This is a genomic window from Roseateles sp. (assembly GCF_049240545.1).
Taxonomy (GTDB): domain Bacteria; phylum Pseudomonadota; class Gammaproteobacteria; order Burkholderiales; family Burkholderiaceae_C; genus Paucibacter_A.
This window is the reverse complement of record NZ_JBMLSK010000219.1, coordinates 40178-56260: the sequence shown is the minus strand read 5'-3', so window position 1 is coordinate 56260 and position 16083 is coordinate 40178. Positions and strand designations below refer to the sequence as shown.

15 protein-coding genes and 1 other RNA gene are annotated in these 16083 nt (G+C 63.0%); 8 read left to right on the top strand and 8 right to left on the bottom strand.

All coding sequences use genetic code 11. The features are described from left to right. Positions 1 to 151: 151 nt before the first annotated feature. Both ACOVRJ_RS15645 and ACOVRJ_RS15640 read right to left on the bottom strand, forming a co-directional pair. On the bottom strand, positions 152 to 313 hold the full coding sequence (locus ACOVRJ_RS15645; protein WP_422044755.1) for a hypothetical protein: 162 nt from the start codon (positions 311 to 313) through the stop codon (positions 152 to 154). A 183-nt stretch (positions 314 to 496) separates the two neighbouring features. Next, positions 497 to 1912, bottom strand: a complete 1416-nt coding sequence (locus ACOVRJ_RS15640) for a wax ester/triacylglycerol synthase family O-acyltransferase (RefSeq protein WP_422044761.1) — start codon at positions 1910 to 1912, stop codon at positions 497 to 499. 104 nt (positions 1913 to 2016) lie between these two features. Here ACOVRJ_RS15640 and ACOVRJ_RS15635 point away from each other — a divergent pair, with 104 nt between their 5' ends. Continuing rightward, positions 2017 to 2268, top strand: a complete 252-nt coding sequence (locus ACOVRJ_RS15635) for an acyl-CoA-binding protein (protein WP_263537961.1) — start codon at positions 2017 to 2019, stop codon at positions 2266 to 2268. Between the two features lie 51 nt (positions 2269 to 2319). Here ACOVRJ_RS15635 and ACOVRJ_RS15630 read toward each other — a convergent pair whose 3' ends face one another. From ACOVRJ_RS15630 to ACOVRJ_RS15620, 3 genes are read right to left on the bottom strand one after another with little or no spacing between them, the layout of a single operon-like run. Then, positions 2320 to 2667: a polyhydroxyalkanoic acid system family protein gene (locus tag ACOVRJ_RS15630; protein ID WP_422044754.1), complete on the bottom strand. Its 348-nt coding sequence runs from the start codon at positions 2665 to 2667 to the stop codon at positions 2320 to 2322. A gap of 20 nt (positions 2668 to 2687) precedes the next feature. Further along, positions 2688 to 3776, bottom strand: coding sequence for an aminopeptidase (locus tag ACOVRJ_RS15625; protein ID WP_422044753.1), 1089 nt, complete (start codon positions 3774 to 3776; stop codon positions 2688 to 2690). Then, a complete protein-coding gene (locus ACOVRJ_RS15620) occupies positions 3773 to 5827 on the bottom strand; it encodes a molybdopterin-containing oxidoreductase family protein (RefSeq protein ID WP_422044752.1) in 2055 nt (684 codons plus the stop codon). The genes ACOVRJ_RS15625 and ACOVRJ_RS15620 overlap by 4 nt, the downstream gene beginning before the upstream one ends. A 77-nt stretch (positions 5828 to 5904) precedes the next feature. Between ACOVRJ_RS15620 and ACOVRJ_RS15615 the strand changes: the two genes are divergently transcribed. The 5 genes from ACOVRJ_RS15615 (at position 5905) to ACOVRJ_RS15595 (ending at position 11769) form a co-directional block, all read left to right on the top strand. Next, positions 5905 to 6261: a hypothetical protein gene (locus tag ACOVRJ_RS15615; protein ID WP_422044751.1), complete on the top strand. Its 357-nt coding sequence runs from the start codon at positions 5905 to 5907 to the stop codon at positions 6259 to 6261. A 116-nt stretch (positions 6262 to 6377) separates the two neighbouring features. After that, positions 6378 to 7574 (top strand): M20 aminoacylase family protein, encoded by a 1197-nt coding sequence (locus tag ACOVRJ_RS15610; protein WP_422044750.1) that lies wholly within the window; start codon positions 6378 to 6380, stop codon positions 7572 to 7574. A 13-nt stretch (positions 7575 to 7587) separates the two neighbouring features. Then, on the top strand, positions 7588 to 8697 hold the full coding sequence (locus ACOVRJ_RS15605) for a M14 family metallopeptidase (protein ID WP_422044749.1): 1110 nt from the start codon (positions 7588 to 7590) through the stop codon (positions 8695 to 8697). Beyond that, the gene (locus ACOVRJ_RS15600; protein ID WP_422044748.1) at positions 8694 to 9290 is read left to right on the top strand and encodes a DUF1415 domain-containing protein; all 597 of its coding nucleotides are present in this window, start codon (positions 8694 to 8696) and stop codon (positions 9288 to 9290) included. Before ACOVRJ_RS15605 ends, ACOVRJ_RS15600 begins: the two co-directional genes overlap by 4 nt. A 217-nt stretch (positions 9291 to 9507) precedes the next feature. Then, positions 9508 to 11769 (top strand): ATP-binding protein, encoded by a 2262-nt coding sequence (locus tag ACOVRJ_RS15595; protein WP_422044747.1) that lies wholly within the window; start codon positions 9508 to 9510, stop codon positions 11767 to 11769. A 115-nt stretch (positions 11770 to 11884) separates the two neighbouring features. Here the strand turns inward: ACOVRJ_RS15595 and ACOVRJ_RS15590 are convergent, their stop codons facing one another. Together ACOVRJ_RS15590 and ACOVRJ_RS15585 are read right to left on the bottom strand one after the other, a co-directional pair. Then, positions 11885 to 12886, bottom strand: a complete 1002-nt coding sequence (locus tag ACOVRJ_RS15590) for a carbonic anhydrase (RefSeq protein WP_422044746.1) — start codon at positions 12884 to 12886, stop codon at positions 11885 to 11887. Between the two features lie 100 nt (positions 12887 to 12986). Beyond that, positions 12987 to 14192: a multidrug effflux MFS transporter gene (locus tag ACOVRJ_RS15585; protein WP_422044745.1), complete on the bottom strand. Its 1206-nt coding sequence runs from the start codon at positions 14190 to 14192 to the stop codon at positions 12987 to 12989. Positions 14193 to 14296: 104 nt separating this feature from the next. Here ACOVRJ_RS15585 and ACOVRJ_RS15580 point away from each other — a divergent pair, with 104 nt between their 5' ends. Beyond that, positions 14297 to 15289, top strand: coding sequence for a Gfo/Idh/MocA family protein (locus ACOVRJ_RS15580; RefSeq protein ID WP_422044744.1), 993 nt, complete (start codon positions 14297 to 14299; stop codon positions 15287 to 15289). A gap of 28 nt (positions 15290 to 15317) precedes the next feature. Here ACOVRJ_RS15580 and rnpB read toward each other — a convergent pair. Beyond that, an RNA gene (gene rnpB / locus ACOVRJ_RS15575) (RNase P RNA component class A) lies at positions 15318 to 15690 on the bottom strand. 97 nt (positions 15691 to 15787) lie between these two features. Here rnpB and ACOVRJ_RS15570 point away from each other — a divergent pair. Then, positions 15788 to 16069, top strand: coding sequence for a helix-turn-helix domain-containing protein (locus ACOVRJ_RS15570; RefSeq protein ID WP_422044743.1), 282 nt, complete (start codon positions 15788 to 15790; stop codon positions 16067 to 16069). Positions 16070 to 16083 lie beyond the last annotated feature (14 nt).

The following is a 16083-nucleotide window of genomic DNA, read 5'->3' as shown; positions in this document are numbered from 1 at the left end:
TGATCCAAGCATGGTGGGGACGATCAGCGCTTGCCAAAAACCATAGAACCTCACTTCACTCGCTGCGCTCGTTCCGTTCAAACATGCGGAGCCAAGCTAGAAGTGGAAGCGCGCTGCGCGCGCGCCCCAAGTCGCTGCGCTGCTCGGCCCCTCACAAATCGCCCGGCAACTGCCCGGCCCGCAGTGCACTTGCATAGCGAGCGAGGTGCTTCGCCTCGACGACGAAATCCGAACCCGCAGGTGACCCGGCCTGACGACGGGCGATTTGTGCCCGGCCGAGGGCGCAGCGGAACGGGTCAGGCGCGCGCAGCATGCTTCAACTTCTGACTTGGCGGCACTTGTTTGAGCGTAGTGAGCGAAGCGAACGCAGCGAGTTTGCCGCCGCTGACACGTGCAGTGAGCAGCGAGGGCAGTCAGCTCGAAAGAGCCGACCCGGGCACCATGAGCACGGCGGCAGGCCGGGTCACCGGAGCGAGCGAACTCCAGCCCAAAAGAATCACTCCCAAGGCAGCATCATCGTCAGCATCAGCAACTTATCGAATTCAGGCGAGAAGCGGTTGATGATGTTCTCGGGGTCGGGGCAGAGTTGGGTGTCGGTGATCAGGCCAAACTGCACACGCCCGGCATAGGTCAGGATGCTGACGCCCACACCGATATCACCGGACTGCGGCACCCAAAACAAGACCCGCTCCACGGTGGAGCCGCAGAACTTCATCGGCTCAGTCGGGCCGGGCACATTGGTCATCACCGCCGTCGCCTTCTTCGCGAAGATATTCAGCATTGCGTGCTGCACCGGCTTGATCAAAAGCCCCGCCACCGACAAGAGGCCGAAAGCCAAGACCGGCTGGAAGCTGCCCTTGAGCTCATTCATGCGTGCCTTGACCGCAAACAGTCGCTCCACCGGATTGGCAATGCCAATCGGCAGCACCAGCGGCACCAGCCCGAAACGATTGCCCAGCTGATAAGCCTTGTCCAAGGGGCGCAAATTGACCGGCACCATGGCGCGGATCTCTTTGCCCGTGGGGTCCTCCCCCTTGTCGCGCAGATAACTGCCAATTGCACCGGCCACGCAACTCAGCAGCACATCGTTGATCGACGCGCCCAAACCCTTGCCCACCGCCTTGACGGCGTCGAGCTGCAAATCATCGCCCCAGGCCACGCGTTTGGTGGTGCCGGGCTTGCCCTTGAGACGGGTGTGCGAATCATCGGGCATGAAGGCAAAGGCCGCCACATCGCTGACCGCCTGCGCGCCCATGCGCGCCATGTCCACCGAGCTGTCGATCGGATGCGGCGGATGCACCCAGGCGTCCACCGATTTGGCCATGCCGGAACCGGCCACGCCGATGGCCTTGATGGCCAGATCGGACATGGGGCGCAGCAGGCTGTCGGTCAGCCAGTCGGCATCATCGCGGGGCTGCTGCTTGCGACGCGGCGGCTGGCGGCCACCATCGGTGATGGACAGCATCACCGAGGTCAACGCAATGCCGTCCCCGATGCAATGGTGGATGCGCACGATCAGGCCGCTGCTGCCGTCACCCAAATCTTCGATCAGCTGAAACTGCCACAAGGGATGAGCGGGGTCCAGCGGCTGCATCGCCACCTCGCCCACCCGTTCCATCAAGGCCTCCTGGCCGGTTTGCCCTGGTTTGCCGCGCACCGGCAGCAACACCTCGGCCACCACATGCCGATCAATGTCAAAAGACTCGTCCTCCACCCACTGCGCGCCGAGCGGATCTTCGACGACTTTTTGATGAAAGCGGGTGTACTGAAGTAGCTTGTCTTGCACGCGTTCCTTCAGTGCCGCCAAAGTGATTTGCGGCCTCAGATACCACACCCCGACGATCATCATCAGATTGGACTCGGTATCCATGCGCAACCAAGCGGTGTCCACCTTGGACATGCGTTCTTGCATTTGAGACAAAGCGGTCTCCTCGTCTATTAGAGTCATTGCCCAACACAATGCTGGGTAATATGCTCGGCGTCCATCCCGATTGTTACCACTATCTAGGAGTCTCAATGAGCCTTAAAGATCAATTTGAAGCCGCCGTTGCAGGATCGAAGCAGTTGCCAGAGCGTCCCGACAACATGACCTTGCTGAAGCTCTACGCCCTGTACAAGCAAGGCAGCAGCGGGGATGTCGAAGGCTCGCGCCCTGGTTTCACCGATATGGTGGGCCGCGCCAAATGGGATGCCTGGAATGAGCTCAAGGGCACCAGCCAGGACGAGGCGATGCAAAGTTATGTGGACCTGATCGAGTCACTGAAGTAAGCGCCGTCGAGCTGATCCAGTTACCTCATCCAACCGGCCTGGGGCTTTGCCTCAGGCCGGTTTCTTTTTGCCCGCAGCCTTGGACGCCGCCTTGGCAGGCTTGGCCGCTTCGGCGCTCAGCAAGGCATCGAGCTCTTTTTGAATCTCGCCCTCGATGCTGCTCTTGAAAGCCCCCAGCAAAAGACCCAGCTTGGCGCTGAGTTCGAAATGCTTGGCCGCCACGATCAACTCCCCCTTGACGCCGGAGCGGGTGAATTCAACGGTATCGCTGGTCTTGCCTTCGATGACGGTGCAGGCCATGTCAAATTTGGCCTCCACCTGCTCGGCCCAAGCCCAGGCGATTTCGCGGGCTCGCTTCAGGCCCAGTTCATGATCTCGGTGAATACGGATTTCAGCCATTTCTTTGTTCTCCTGTGTTCTCAAGGCAAGACCGGCTTGCCCGTCAGCTGCGATCTTCGCTCAGGCTTGGGCAGTTTCGCCAAGCGTTGGACCTCGGCGTAAAAGCGCGCCCAATCGTCGCCCTCTCGGGTCAAGAGCGCATCGAATGCAGGCGTCAGCTCGGTATAGGCGGCCAGCAGCGCAAAGCTGGTATTGTTGGCGCGGGCGAACCAAGCGTCGTAGCTGCTGTCGCCTCCCCAAGAATGTTTAAGCTCGGCATAGTCCCGCCGCAACTCTTGCATCAGCACGGCCTTGGCCTCACGTTTGGCGGCATCGGCTTGTTGGCCGGTGTAGATCGCCAGTAGACGGCTCCGGTAGCCATCCGTCAGTTGACGAAACTGGGAACGGCGCTCCAGTCGCCGCTGATAGCTGGCCCGTTCGGTTTCGCTGGCATGCAGCGCCAACCAGGCCGCCGTACCACGCCGCTCCACCGCAGTGGCAAAGCTCTCGTTGAACTGGGTGTCGTCGGCCGCATAGGCAACCTGATGCGCCAACTCATGAAAGATCATGCCGGCCAGTTCCCCCTCCGGGTATTTGATGAACGTGTTCAGCAAGGGGTCGCCGCCGACCCAATTGCTCCAGCCCAGGGTGGAATATGCCGGCACCGGGTAGACCAGCACCTCCAAGCCCTCGGCCCGCAACTGCTCGGCATAAGCATCGGCCTCGGCGCGCTCAAAATAACCCCGGTAGCCCGCGCATCCCATCACGGGGTAGCACCAGGTCTTCAGCGTCAGGCTGAGCTCAGAAGTGGCCACCACATTCCAAACCGCGGCCGGCCGCCCGAGATCGGCATAACGGCGGTAGCTGTCGTTATCGGGCAGCTTCAACTCCTGCACCGAAAACTGGCGCATGGCCTGGCTGAGCACCAAGCGCTCGCGCAATTCAGGCGACAGCGCCGGGTCATTGAGCCAGTCCTGCACCGGGCGCGCCGCCTGCATCAAACGCAGATGACCGCCCACGGACTGCCCCAGATAGCTCAGCTGGGCACAGCCACTCAGCAAACACAAGGCGCACAGCAGCAGCGCAAGCGCGCCGCGCCGCATCACTGGCAAGTGCAGGGTCTGGCTCACGCCGGCGTCGTCACTTCGTCGGCCAGCGCCACCTCGACCAGGCAGTCATAGAAACTCGGCGCGCGGCCCATATCGGTCAGGCCTTGGTGGGTCACTTCATTGACATTGCTGCCGCGTGGCCCCAGCTTGCGCCACCAGATGCCCAGACCATTGACCACGCCCAACCGCGCCCGCGCGCTGATGCGCATGCGGCAGTGGTAGTTGCCGCGCTCATTGAAGACCCGCACCATGGCGCCGTCCTGCAGGCCACGCTGGGCGGCGTCTTCCGCATGCATCTCCAAAACCGGCTCGCCCTCGATATCGCGCAAGCTCTTCACATTGACGAAGGTGGAATTCAAGAAGTTGCGCGCCGGCGGCGAGATCATCGCCAGGGGATAACGGCGCGCCAGCTCGGGGCTGGAGGCGCGGCTTTCGTAATTGGGCACATAGTCGGCGCCGCCCGCTTGCGCACGGCCATTGGGGGTCAAGAACTGACCCTCGGCAAACGGCGCCTCTTTCAATGGCAGGGACTGCCAGCCCTTCGCACGCAAGGCCTCGAAGTCAATCGCTGAAGTGAAGACCTGGCGGGCCAGCTGCTCATCACTTTCCAAGAAGCAAGCCTCATCAAAGCCCATGGCCACGGCCAGTTCTCGAAAGATCTGTGAGTTCGGCTTGGCTTCGCCCAGCGGCGCAATCGCCGGCTCATTGATCAAAACATCAGTGTGGCCATAGCTGCTGTGCACATCCAGATGCTCCAGCTGTGTGGTGGCGGGCAAGACATAGTCGGCTGAGTCAGCGGTATCGGTCATGAAGTGTTCCAGCACCACGGTGAACAAATCTTCGCGCTGAAAACCTCGCAGCACCTTGGGCGACTCCGGGGCCACCGCGACCGGGTTGCTGTTGTAGACGATCAGTGCCTCGATCTGCGGGCCGAACTCTTTTGAGGCCGGGCGCAGCAGCTCATCGCCAATGCTGCTCATATTGATGGTGCGGGCCGGCGCGCGGCGCAGCTCGGGGCGCTCCAACTGGTCATTCTTGTACGGCGCAAACCAGCCGGAGCTGGACAGCAGCAAGCCGCCGGCGCGGTGCCGCCAAGCACCGGTCAAGCAGGGCAACAAGGCCACCAAGCGCACCGCATTGCCGCCGCCGCGCACCCGCTGCATGCCGTAGTTCAAGCGAATGGCGGCCGGCGCCGTCGTGCCGTAGTCGCGCGCCAGGCCCTGCACTTCGGCGGCCGAGAGGCCGCAAACCTCGGCGGTGCGCTCGGGTGGCCACTGCATGGCCTTGTCGCGCAGCTCTTCCCAGCCGTCCACATGCCGGCCCAGATAGTCATGGTCCAGCCAGTCGTTGACGATCAGCTCATGCATCAGGCCCAAGGCCAGCGCGCCATCGGTGCCGGGCAGCAAGCCGATGTGTTGATGGCATTTGTCGGCGGTCTCGGTCTTGCGCGGGTCGATGCAGATCAGCTTGGCCCCAGCGCGCTTGGCCTGGTTGGCATAGGTCCAGAAATGCAGATTGGAGGCGATGGAGTTGCTGCCCCAGATCAGGATCAGCCGGCTCTCGGCAAAGTGCGGCAGATGCATGCCGACCTTGTGGCCATAGGTCGCACTCAAAGCCGCAGCGCCGGCCGAAGCGCAGATGGTGCGATCCAGCAGGGAAGCGCCCAAGCGGTTGAAGAAGCGCCCCGCCATGGCCTCGCCCTGCACATAACCCATGGTGCCGGCATAGCTGTAGGGCAGGATGGCCTGCGGATCGCGTGCGGCAATGGCCTTCAGTCGACCCGAAATATCGGCCAAGGCCGTGGCCCAGCTGACCTCTTCGAAACGCGGCGCCTCGTGCTTGGCGCTGACGCGGCGCAGCGGCTTGAGCAAGCGCTCGGGGTGGTAGCTGCGTTCGGCATAGCGCGACACCTTGGTGCACAAGGCGCCATGGGTGCTGGGGTGATCGGCCGCGCCTTGCACCTTGATCACGCGGCCGCCCTCCACGGTGATGCGCAGCGCGCAGGTATCGGGGCAGTCATGCGGGCAGGCGCCCTTGACGATGCGAGTGTCGGAGAGAGTCAGATCTTGCATGACCGAACTATTGCACAAAGGTCGATTCGGATACGCTAGCGGCTCTGGCGCAGCTGGGAGGCATGATGAATGACTTGATGAGCTTGCTCGCTTTGATCGTCGGTGCGGGCTTCGGCGGCCTGCTCGCGAGTTGGTGGTGGCTGCGGCCCTTGAATGCGGCGAAAGCGCGCGTCGCCAAGCTCGAAGCCGCCCGCGAGGCGCTGAAGCAGCAGAACAGCCAAGCACGCAAGCAGCTCGAGCAGTCGCATGCCGAAGTGGCCGAGTTGCGCCATGCGCTCGGCAAGATCGACGCCGCAAGAGCGCAAGAACTGCGCGTGCAAGCCGCCAGCCGCAGCCTGTCCGACCCAGGCCCCTTCTTCGGCGAAGCCCCGCCCCCAGCCTCGGCCGGCGATGGTTTCGCACAGACCCAGGTCTTTCTGCCCCGGGCGGGCTGAGCTCAAAGCCTTGCCGAGCTGAGGCCAGGGCGGCGGCAGTAAACTGACTCTCTCGAAACACGGACTGTGGCCGCCTGCTTGTCGAGCAGTTGCGCCGCCCGCTCTGACACACGCCCATGAAGCCGATCGAATCCATCCTCCAAGACGCCCCCGCCATCACCGCGCTGCGACGTGATCTGCATGCGCACCCCGAGCTTTGCTTTCAAGAGCAGCGCACCTCGGACCTGATCGCCAAGGTATTGACCGACTGGAGCATTCCGGTCCATCGCGGCCTGGGCACGACCGGCGTGGTCGGCATCGTCAAAGGCGGCAACTCCGACCGCGCCGTGGGCCTGCGCGCCGACATCGACGCGCTGCCCATGAGCGAGCACAACCAATTCGCCCACGCCAGCACTTACCCCGGCAAGATGCACGCCTGCGGCCACGATGGCCACACTGCCATGCTGCTGGCCGCCGCCAAACATTTGGCGACGAACCGCAACTTTGACGGCACCATCTATCTGGTCTTCCAACCGGCCGAAGAAGGCGGTGGCGGCGCCCGCGAGATGATCAAGGATGGTCTCTTCAAACTCTTCCCCATGGAGGCCATGTTCGGCGCCCACAACTGGCCCGGCATGGCGGCCGGCCAGTTCGCCGTCAAGACCGGGCCGGTCTTTGCCTCCAGCAATGAGTTCAAGATCACGCTGCGCGGCAAGGGCGCGCACGCCGCCATGCCGCACAACGGCATCGACCCCGTGCCGGCCGCCTGCCAGATGGTGCAGGCCTTCCAGACCATCATCAGCCGCAACAAGCGCCCCATCGATGCCGGCGTGATCTCGGTGACCATGATCCACACCGGCGAGGCCACCAATGTCATCCCCGACTCCTGTGTGATCGAGGGCACGGTGCGCACCTTCACGCTGGAAGTGCTGGACATGATTCAGCGCCGCATGCAGCAGATGGCCGAGGCCACGGCGCAAGCCTTTGAGGTCAGCTGCGAGTTCGAGTTCCGCCGCAACTACCCGCCCACCATCAATCACCCCAAGGAAACCGACTTCGTGCGCAGCGCGTTGAGCGAGATGGTCGGCGCCGCCAATGTGCAGGAGTTCGAACCCACCATGGGCGCGGAAGACTTCAGCTTCTTTCTACAAGAAAAGCCGGGCTGCTACTTCCTGATGGGCAACGGCGACGGCAGCCACCGCGAAGGCGGCCACGGCATGGGCCCATGCATGCTGCACAACCCCAGCTATGACTTCAATGACGAGCTGATCCCGCTGGGCGGCTCGATGTGGGTGCGGCTGGCCGAGGCCTGGCTGAGTCAGCCCCGGCCTTGAAGCCGCTGCCCGCATGGCCTCACTGCCGCGCCACTCAAGCATGAAGGCTGCCGAGCATTTCTCGCAAAGCTATGCCGAGGCGCGGGCCAAGTTCCTGGCCGCTGCGGCGGATGCGGGCTTGGACCTCACCCCGCATTGGCATCCGCTGCTGGGCAGCGAAGGCGAGCGCCTGGCCATGGATGTGCTGCGCCAAGGGCCCAAGTCGGCCGACAAGCTGCTCATCATCAGCAGCGCCTGCCATGGCGTGGAGGGCTTTGCAGGCTCGGGCATTCAGACCTCTCTGCTGCGCGAGCCGCAATGGATGCAGGCCGTGGCCGACAGCGGCGTGGCCGTGCTCTACATCCACGCGCTGAACCCGCATGGTTTTTCTTGGTGGCGGCGCGTCACCCAAGAAGGCGTGGACCTGAACCGCAATTTTCACGACTTCCACCAGCCCTTGCCGCACAATGCCGGCTACGAAGAAATCGCCGCAGCCCTGCTGCCGCCGCAATGGCCGCCACGACCTGCCGATGAGGCGGTGCTGGCCGACTATGCGGCGCGACATGGCGAAGCCGGTCTGCAGGCCGCAGTGTCTGGCGGCCAGTACACCCACGAACTGGGTCTCTTCTACGGCGGCCGCACGCCCACCTGGAGCCAGCAAACGCTGCGCCATGTCTTGGAAGAACAAGGCCCAGGCGTGAAAGATCTGGCCTGGATTGACTTGCACACCGGCCTGGGGCCGAGCGGCCATGGCGAGCGCATCTTCACCGGTCACGAGGATCCTGCTTCACTGGCGCGCGCCAAGCGCTGGTGGGGTGAGGCGGTCACCTCGCTGACTGACGGCAGCTCCAGTTCCGCGCCCCTGGTCGGCCTGATGTGGCAGGTGGCGGCGCAAGTTTGCCCACAGGCCCGCTACACCGGGATTGCGCTGGAATACGGCACCCTGCCCTTGGCGCAGATGTTTGAAGCCTTGCGCGCCGACCACTGGCTGGCCGCCCACCCCGAGGCGCCCAACGATCTGGCTCGGTCGATCAAGCAACAAATTCGCGACGCGTTTTACGTCGATACCGATGATTGGAAACAAGCCCTGCGGGACCAGGCCCTGGACGCCGGCCTGCAGGCATTGAAAGGTTTGAACGAATGAGCAGCAGTAGCAACTCTTCCGTGCCCGAGTTGAGCCCACAAGCGATTGAAAAAGTTCAGCAAGAGACGCAGTTCTGGCTGGAGAAAGCCGTCATTGGCCTGAACCTCTGCCCTTTTGCCAAGAGCGTTCATGTCAACAACAGACTGCGTTATGTGGTCAGCCAGGCCGACAGCCCGGAAGCCCTGCTGCGCGAATTGGCGCATGAGCTTTTGAGCCTGATGCGCGCCGACCCGGACGAGATCGAAACCACCTTGCTGATCCACCCGCGCGTCTTGACCGACTTCCTGGACTTCAATGACTTCATCGGCGCGGCCGATGCCTTGGTCGAAGATCTGGAGTTGGACGGCACGCTGCAAATCGCCAGCTTCCACCCCGACTACCAATTCGGCGGTACCGAGCCGGATGATGTGAGCAACTACACCAACCGCTCACCCTACCCGACCCTGCACTTGCTGCGCGAAAGCAGCATTGAACGCGCCACCGAAACCATGGCCGATACCGACGCCATCTACGAAGCCAATATGCAAACGCTGGAGCGCATCGGCCTGGAAGGCTGGCGCGCCCTGGGTTTGAAGCTCAGCGAGAAAGGCTGAGCGCGGCCATTTGTCGGGAGCGACAAGAAATTGCCTCAGAATCTGCAACTATCCATTCATTCCGCGTCGTTTGCTGCCGAAACACCAGACTGACCGAACCGCTCGTTGGATCGCCACTCCCCCTCAAGCCCGCCGGTGATGCGAGCCTGAAACCCTGAACCAAGAGGCCTTTTTGAGCGAAACGAAAGCTTCCCGTTCCCTCTTCGTTGCCATCGCAATGGGTGCCAGCCTGGGTCTGCTGCTCCCTGCGCTGATCGTTGGAGGCCTCTTGATTGGGCTGCGCGAGCCGCAAGCCGCTGAAGCTGCGCTGCAGCGAGACCTGGAGGCCAAGCTCGACGTCTTGGGCAGCAGCTTGCCCGAGTTGCTCTGGAATCTGGACACGGTGGCCGCCCGCGAGGTGGTGGCTGCGGTGATGAAGTCTCCCGATGTGGTGCGTGTGGTGGTGCGCGATGCCTCACAAGGCTCACCTTTCATTGAGATGGGATTTCCCGAGCGCCAAAAAGGCAAAGCCTTGAAGGGTGAGCGAGAGGTGTTCCGCGGCGTAGCTCGCATCGGGCACCTGACGATCGAGGTCGACGACCACCTCAGCACGGCCGCCCTGAGCCGCCAGCGCTGGCTCTATGGCGCCACGGTGGGTGGCCAGTTGCTGGTCTCCCTGGCCTTCATTCTGGTCTTGCTGAACTCTCGCCTGCTGAGTCCGCTGCGCCGGCTGGGTGGCTTCGCCAATGACCTGGCCGCAGGTCGCTTTGATGCACAACTACCCCCGAGTCGCAATGATGAGATCGGTCAGTTGGGCGGCCACTTGGAACATATGCGTGAGGCCCTGCAGCAGCAGTTTGATTCACAGCGCGCATTGATCGAGCGCCTGCGGGGCATGGCAGAAACCGTGCCCGGTGTCGTCTATCAACTCAGGCTGGGGCGCGACGGCAAGTATTCTTTCGCCTATGTCAGCGAGGCCGTGAAGGACTACTTCCAACTCACGGCTTCGCGTTTGGACAAAGACGCTCAGCCGTGGTTTGAGCAGATCGCACCGGCCGATCGCGCCGGCGTGCTCGAGTCCTTGCAGGTTTCTGCCCGACAGCTGACGCCCTGGCAACAGGAGTTCCGCACCTTCCGGGCCGACGGCAGCGAACGCTGGTTGTACGGCAATGCGATTGCCCAACTGGAAGAAGGCGGCAGCGTGCTCTGGCACGGCTTCTTGACCGACATCTCCAGCCAGCGCCGCGACGCGCTGGAGTTGCTGCGCTACCGCAATCATCTGGAAGAGCTGGTGGAAGCCCGCACCGCCGAACTGGCCGAGGCCACCAAGGCCGCCCAGGCTGCCAGCCTGGCCAAGAGCGCCTTCCTGGCCAATATGAGCCACGAAATCCGCACGCCGATGAACGCCATCATCGGCTTGACCTATCTGGTGCAAAGCGACAGCACCGAACCGACCCAGCAAGCCCGGCTGCAAAAAGTGGCCGATGCGGCAGAGCATCTGCTCAGCGTCATCAACAAGGTGCTGGACTTCTCCAAAATTGAAGCGGGCAAGCTGCAACTGGCGCATAGCGAGTTCACCATCACCCAGGTGCTGGACAACATCAGCAGCATGCTGGCGCAGCGCGCGTCTGAGAAGCAATTGCAGATGCAGCTGGAGCTCAAGCCCGAGTTGGGCAGCCAGGTCTTGCTGGGCGATGCGCAACGCATCAGCGAAATCCTGCTGAACTTTGGCGCCAATGCGGTCAAGTTCACGGACAGCGGTTTTGTGCGCTTCAGCGCTGCGGTTGAGCAAGACTCGGGCAACACCTTGCAACTGCGCTTTGAAGTGCAAGACAGCGGCATCGGCATCAGCGAAGAAGCCCAAAGCCGCTTGTTCCAAGATTTCGAGCAGGCCGACAGCTCCACCACCCGCCGCTACGGCGGTACCGGCCTGGGTCTCGCCATTTGCCGCCGCTTGGCCCACTTGATGAAGGGCGAGGTCGGCGTCCACAGCTCACCCGGCCAAGGCAGCCGCTTCTGGCTGACGCTCTCGGTCGACAAGAGCAAGGCGCTCACCCTCAGCGAGGTCCCGCCAGCCCCTCGCGGCCAAGCGGCTCGTGAGAAGCTGCAAGAGTTCCGCGGCACCCGCATCTTATTGGCCGAGGACAATGCGGTGAACCAGGAAGTAGCGGTCGCCCTGCTGGGGAGCGCAGGCCTGGTGGTCGATGTCGCCAACGATGGCCAAGAAGCACTGCGCATGGCCAGCGAGTATGACTATGGGCTGGTGCTGATGGACGTGCAGATGCCGCTGATAGACGGGCTGGACGCAACCCGCGCGATTCGCGACATGGAGCGGCAGCGCGGCAAGCCGCGCAGCACCCCCATCTTGGCCATGACCGCCAACGCTTTTGCCGAAGAGCGCCAGCGCTGCTTGGATGCGGGCATGAATGATCATGTGGCCAAGCCGGTCGTGGCCGAGCAGTTGTTTGCAACCTTGCACATGTGGTTGAGCCGGGACTGACCAGCCCCAGCCTCAGCGCCCCCTCAAGGCGAACACTGAGCCCGCGCCATCGAAGCAAAGAGGCGCTCATCGCGCCGACTTGGGCCTTGCGCCTTGAGGGCCTGGGGCTTTGGCTTCAGTTGGACTCTTTGATCAGGCGGCCCGCGCCGGCCTGAATCGGCCGGGCATTCATGGGGTAGAGCCGCGAGAAGATATTGATCTGGTTGAGCGAGACCTGAACCGGCGAGCGCATCACCATCCACAGCACGCCCTCGGAACAAGGCGGCGTCGTCAGCGAGCCCATATAGGTGTAGTAGGACCGATCCACCGGCAGCAACTGGGTCAGATCGATGAAGCCCTGGGCGGGCAAGGGCTCGCCTTTTTCCAAGGGCAGGTTGTTCCAAATCGTTTGAATCAGCGGCTGATCGCGGCCGCGCTCCAAAAGCACGGCCACCACCGCGAGCCTGCCATCCGGATCTTTGTGCACCAGGTGCGCCACCATATCGAACTGGCGACCGTTGATCCGCTCCTCGCTGGGACGATGGAAGTGGAACTGCTGAAGGTCATAGCGACGCCCCATCACCGTCAGCGAGTTGCCCGCAGACACATTGACTTGGACCGTGTGACCGTTGTCCAGCACGGCGAAGCCGCTGGGGCGATAGTCGAACTGGATCTTTTCAAGGTCGACGCGAATGCCTTCGCGGATATCGATCGGGCTTTGCCGCGTGCCGATCGCGCACTGGCGATTCTCAGGGCTCAACTCGGCCCAGCGCTCGGGGGCACCTTCGCCCGCATAGCCCCAATGGACATGAGGTTTGGCCTGAACCGGGGTGGGCTCCGACTTGGCGCTGGCCTTGGGTGCGGGCCGCGTGCTGACCCGGCTCCCCTTGGACTCCGCCTCATCCTGGCCCGCCTTGTTGGCCACTTTCATCTGAGGGCTGCCGCCAGCAGGGCTGTTGCTCAGCCGTTCAGCCAAACGCTTACGCAAGACATCAAGAGGCTCCCCGTCGGCAGATGGCTCGGCCGATTTGGCCTTGGCCTCTGAGGCTTGTGCAGCACTGCCGCCAAAAGACAGGCCCACAGCCAGACCCAAAACCAAGACTTGCACGGCCGCCCACTGCGCGGACCTTGTTGCCAACGGAAAACTCAAAACCATGATTCAACGCTCCCAGGCGCTTGATCGCCCTGATCGTCCTGTCATCGGCCGTTTCAACCTCTGGCTTGAGGGCGACCGGCACTCAAGCCATTTCACGCTTGACCGCCAACCAAGCGCTCAGGCCGATGGCCATCATGGCCATGGAGCCCAGCGCCAGCGCCAAGGTCGAGTGCATCAAGAGCGGCACCACCAGACCCGCCACCACTGCATTGGCTGCGCTGCCAATGCAAGCCTGCAGTGACGAAGCCATGCCGCGCCGCTCGGGCACTTCATCCAGCACCATCAAGGTCACGACTGGCACCATCAAGGCCCAGCCGAATGAGAAGGCGCCAATCACCGGCAGCGCCCAAAACGGGTGAGGCGGGAGCAACAGATTGAGCAGCACATTCAGGCTGGCAAACACAAACATGATGATGAAGCCGCGCCGGATCTGCTGCTTGGGCCGGATCTTGCCGGCCAAGCGGCCGCTGAGCCAGGCCCCGCCCATGATGCCGCCAATGGCGAAGCAGAAAAACCAGAAGAACTGCGTCGGCGCCAAGCCCAGATGCTCACCGACAAACACGGGCGCCGACAGCACATAGAGGAACATGCCGTTGAAGGGAATACCGCTGGCCAAGGCGAGCAAGATGAAGCGTCGGTTGGAGCAAAGGCGCCAATAGTCCCGCATCAATGGCCGAAACCGGAAGGGCTGAACCATGTCCTGGTGCAGGGTCTCAGGCAGCAAACGCCAATTGGCCACAAAAAGCACGGCCCCGACCGCCACCAGGAACCAGAAGATGGCATGCCAGTCGGCATGCACGAACAAAAAGCCGCCGATCATGGGCGCAATCGCCGGTGCTACACCAAAGAAGATGGTCACCTGCGACATCACCCGTTGCGCCTCGGAGGGCGCAAACATATCGCGAATGATGGCGCGGGACACCACCATGCCGGCGCCCGCCGACATGCCTTGCACCGTGCGCCAGAACACCAGCTGGCCAATGCTGCCAGACAGCGCACAACCCACCGAAGCCAGGGTGAAGACCGCCATGCCCCACAACACCACGGGCCGGCGCCCAAAGCTGTCAGACAAGGCGCCATGAAACAGATTCATCACCGCAAAGCCCAGCAAATAGCTCGACAGCGTTTGCTGCATCTGCACCGGGGTGGCCTCTAGCGCGGCAGCAATGCCCGAGAAGGCCGGCAAATAGGTGTCGATCGAGAACGGGCCCAGCATCGCCAAGCCCGCCAACATGATGGCCAAGGCCCAACGGGGTGCGCGCCATAAAGAGCTGGCTTCGGGATTCATAGGGGGCAAAGACGCAGCAGGCGTGCATCGAATATGGGCAGCCCAGCAGTGTAATGGTCGGCCCTAAACTGCCGTACTCACAGGTTTTGCTGGGCGAACAAATAATGAATGACGGTCTCTTGAACATCGGGGTGATTGGCCTGGGCGTGATGGGCCAGCGCATGCTGGCTCGTCTGGCCACGCACCCGCGCTTGCGCGCGACCACGGTCTGGGACGCCCAAGCCACAGCCATCGCGACCACCTTGCAGGCCTATCCGCAGCTGCGTGCCGCCGACAGTGCCGAGGCGCTGATTGCCACGCCGGGCCTGCACAGCCTCTACATTGCCACGCCGCCGGCCCCGCATATGGCACTGTCCGAACTGGCCTTTGATGCCGGGCTGGCGGTGTTTTGCGAAAAGCCTCTGACGGTGGACTTTGGCGCTGCGCGCGCTTGCATTGCGCGCATCGAGGCGCAAGGCCAACGCGCGGCGGTGAACTTTGCGCTGGCCTCCTCCAAAGGCCTGGCCTTGCTGCAGTCGCAGTTCGGCGCTGGCGCTGAGCGCCCACTGGGGGACTTGCAATCCATCGACTTGGAGCTGGCTTTCGCCGCCTGGCCGCGCCCTTGGCAGGCGGCTGCTGGCGCTTGGCTGGGCGAACGGATCGAGGGCGGCTTCAGCCGCGAGGTGCTATCGCACTTCATCTTTGCCTTGCAGCGCGTGTTGGGCCCGGCCCAGGTGCAAAGCAGCCAGGTGGAATATCCAAACGACGGAGTTTCGGCAGAAATCGGCCTGCAGGCCGAGTTGCAGGCGGCCGGCGTGCCGCTGCGCATCCACGGCAAGGTTGGCGGTGAGCAAGCCGACCTGAACCGCATGCGCTGGCAAGCGGCTGCGGGCCAGACTCAATTGCAGGAGTGGTTCAGCCAGATCGAAGTTCGTGATGCGGCCGGGCAATTGCTGCCGCAAGAGCTGTCGAACGGCGACTTGCGCCTGCATGGCCAGCGCGACCAGTTGGATCAATGGGTGGCGCTGATCGAAGGCCGGCCGCATGGCTTGCCCGGCTACGCCGAGGCCTTGGCGGTGCAAGAAACCATCGAAGCGCTGCTGCAAGGGCGCGGCTGAGCCGGGCCTTGCAGCGTCCATGAATAAAGAGTGAAGCAAGCCGATAGGCCGGATTCTGTGCAAGACCTGACCCTTGCGGGCCGGGTCTTGTGACCGCCATTCCTCTTGGCCGGACATCACTGCCCGGCTCGGTGCCACCTACCCGCCAGCTCTGCGAGCCGCATCAATACTGGCCTACTTGGTGTTGCTGCGCGTAGAGATTGCCCGTTTCACCCGATCCCGGAGGCTGCGCTTCCGGTCCCGCAGGGCTTGCGTCCTGCACGTTTGATCGACTCGTCTCTGTTGCTCTAATCCTCGGCTCACGCCGGACAGCCGTTAGCTGCTACGCCGCTCTATGCAGTCCGGACCTTCCTCCAGCCCCAGGTTTCCCTGATCGGGCCAGCGGCGGTCTGGCTTGCTTCACAGCGGGCATTATCGCCCAGCTCCAGCAGCGCCGAGCGCCAGCGGGAGCGCCCGCTTTGGCTCTACCATTCAGGCCTCATTCCCAGGCCAGACCCGATGCCGCATCTGACACCTCTTGATTTCCCCTCGCCCCACGGCGATGAACTGAAGGCCGCACGCACGGCCGCCGGCCTGAGCCAAGTCGAGGCCGCCGAGCTGATGGGCTATCCGGTGCAGGCCGGCAGTCGCGGTGGCCTGCAGTCGCGTACTTGGCAGGCCTTGGAAAGCGCCAGCGACCCGCGCACGATGCCAGGCCCGGTGTTTGCGCTCTTCCTCTTGATGACCGAGCAACACCCGCAGTTCACCTTGGTTCGCAAGGACGGCTCGGTGGCGAGCTGAAGCTCTACACACAA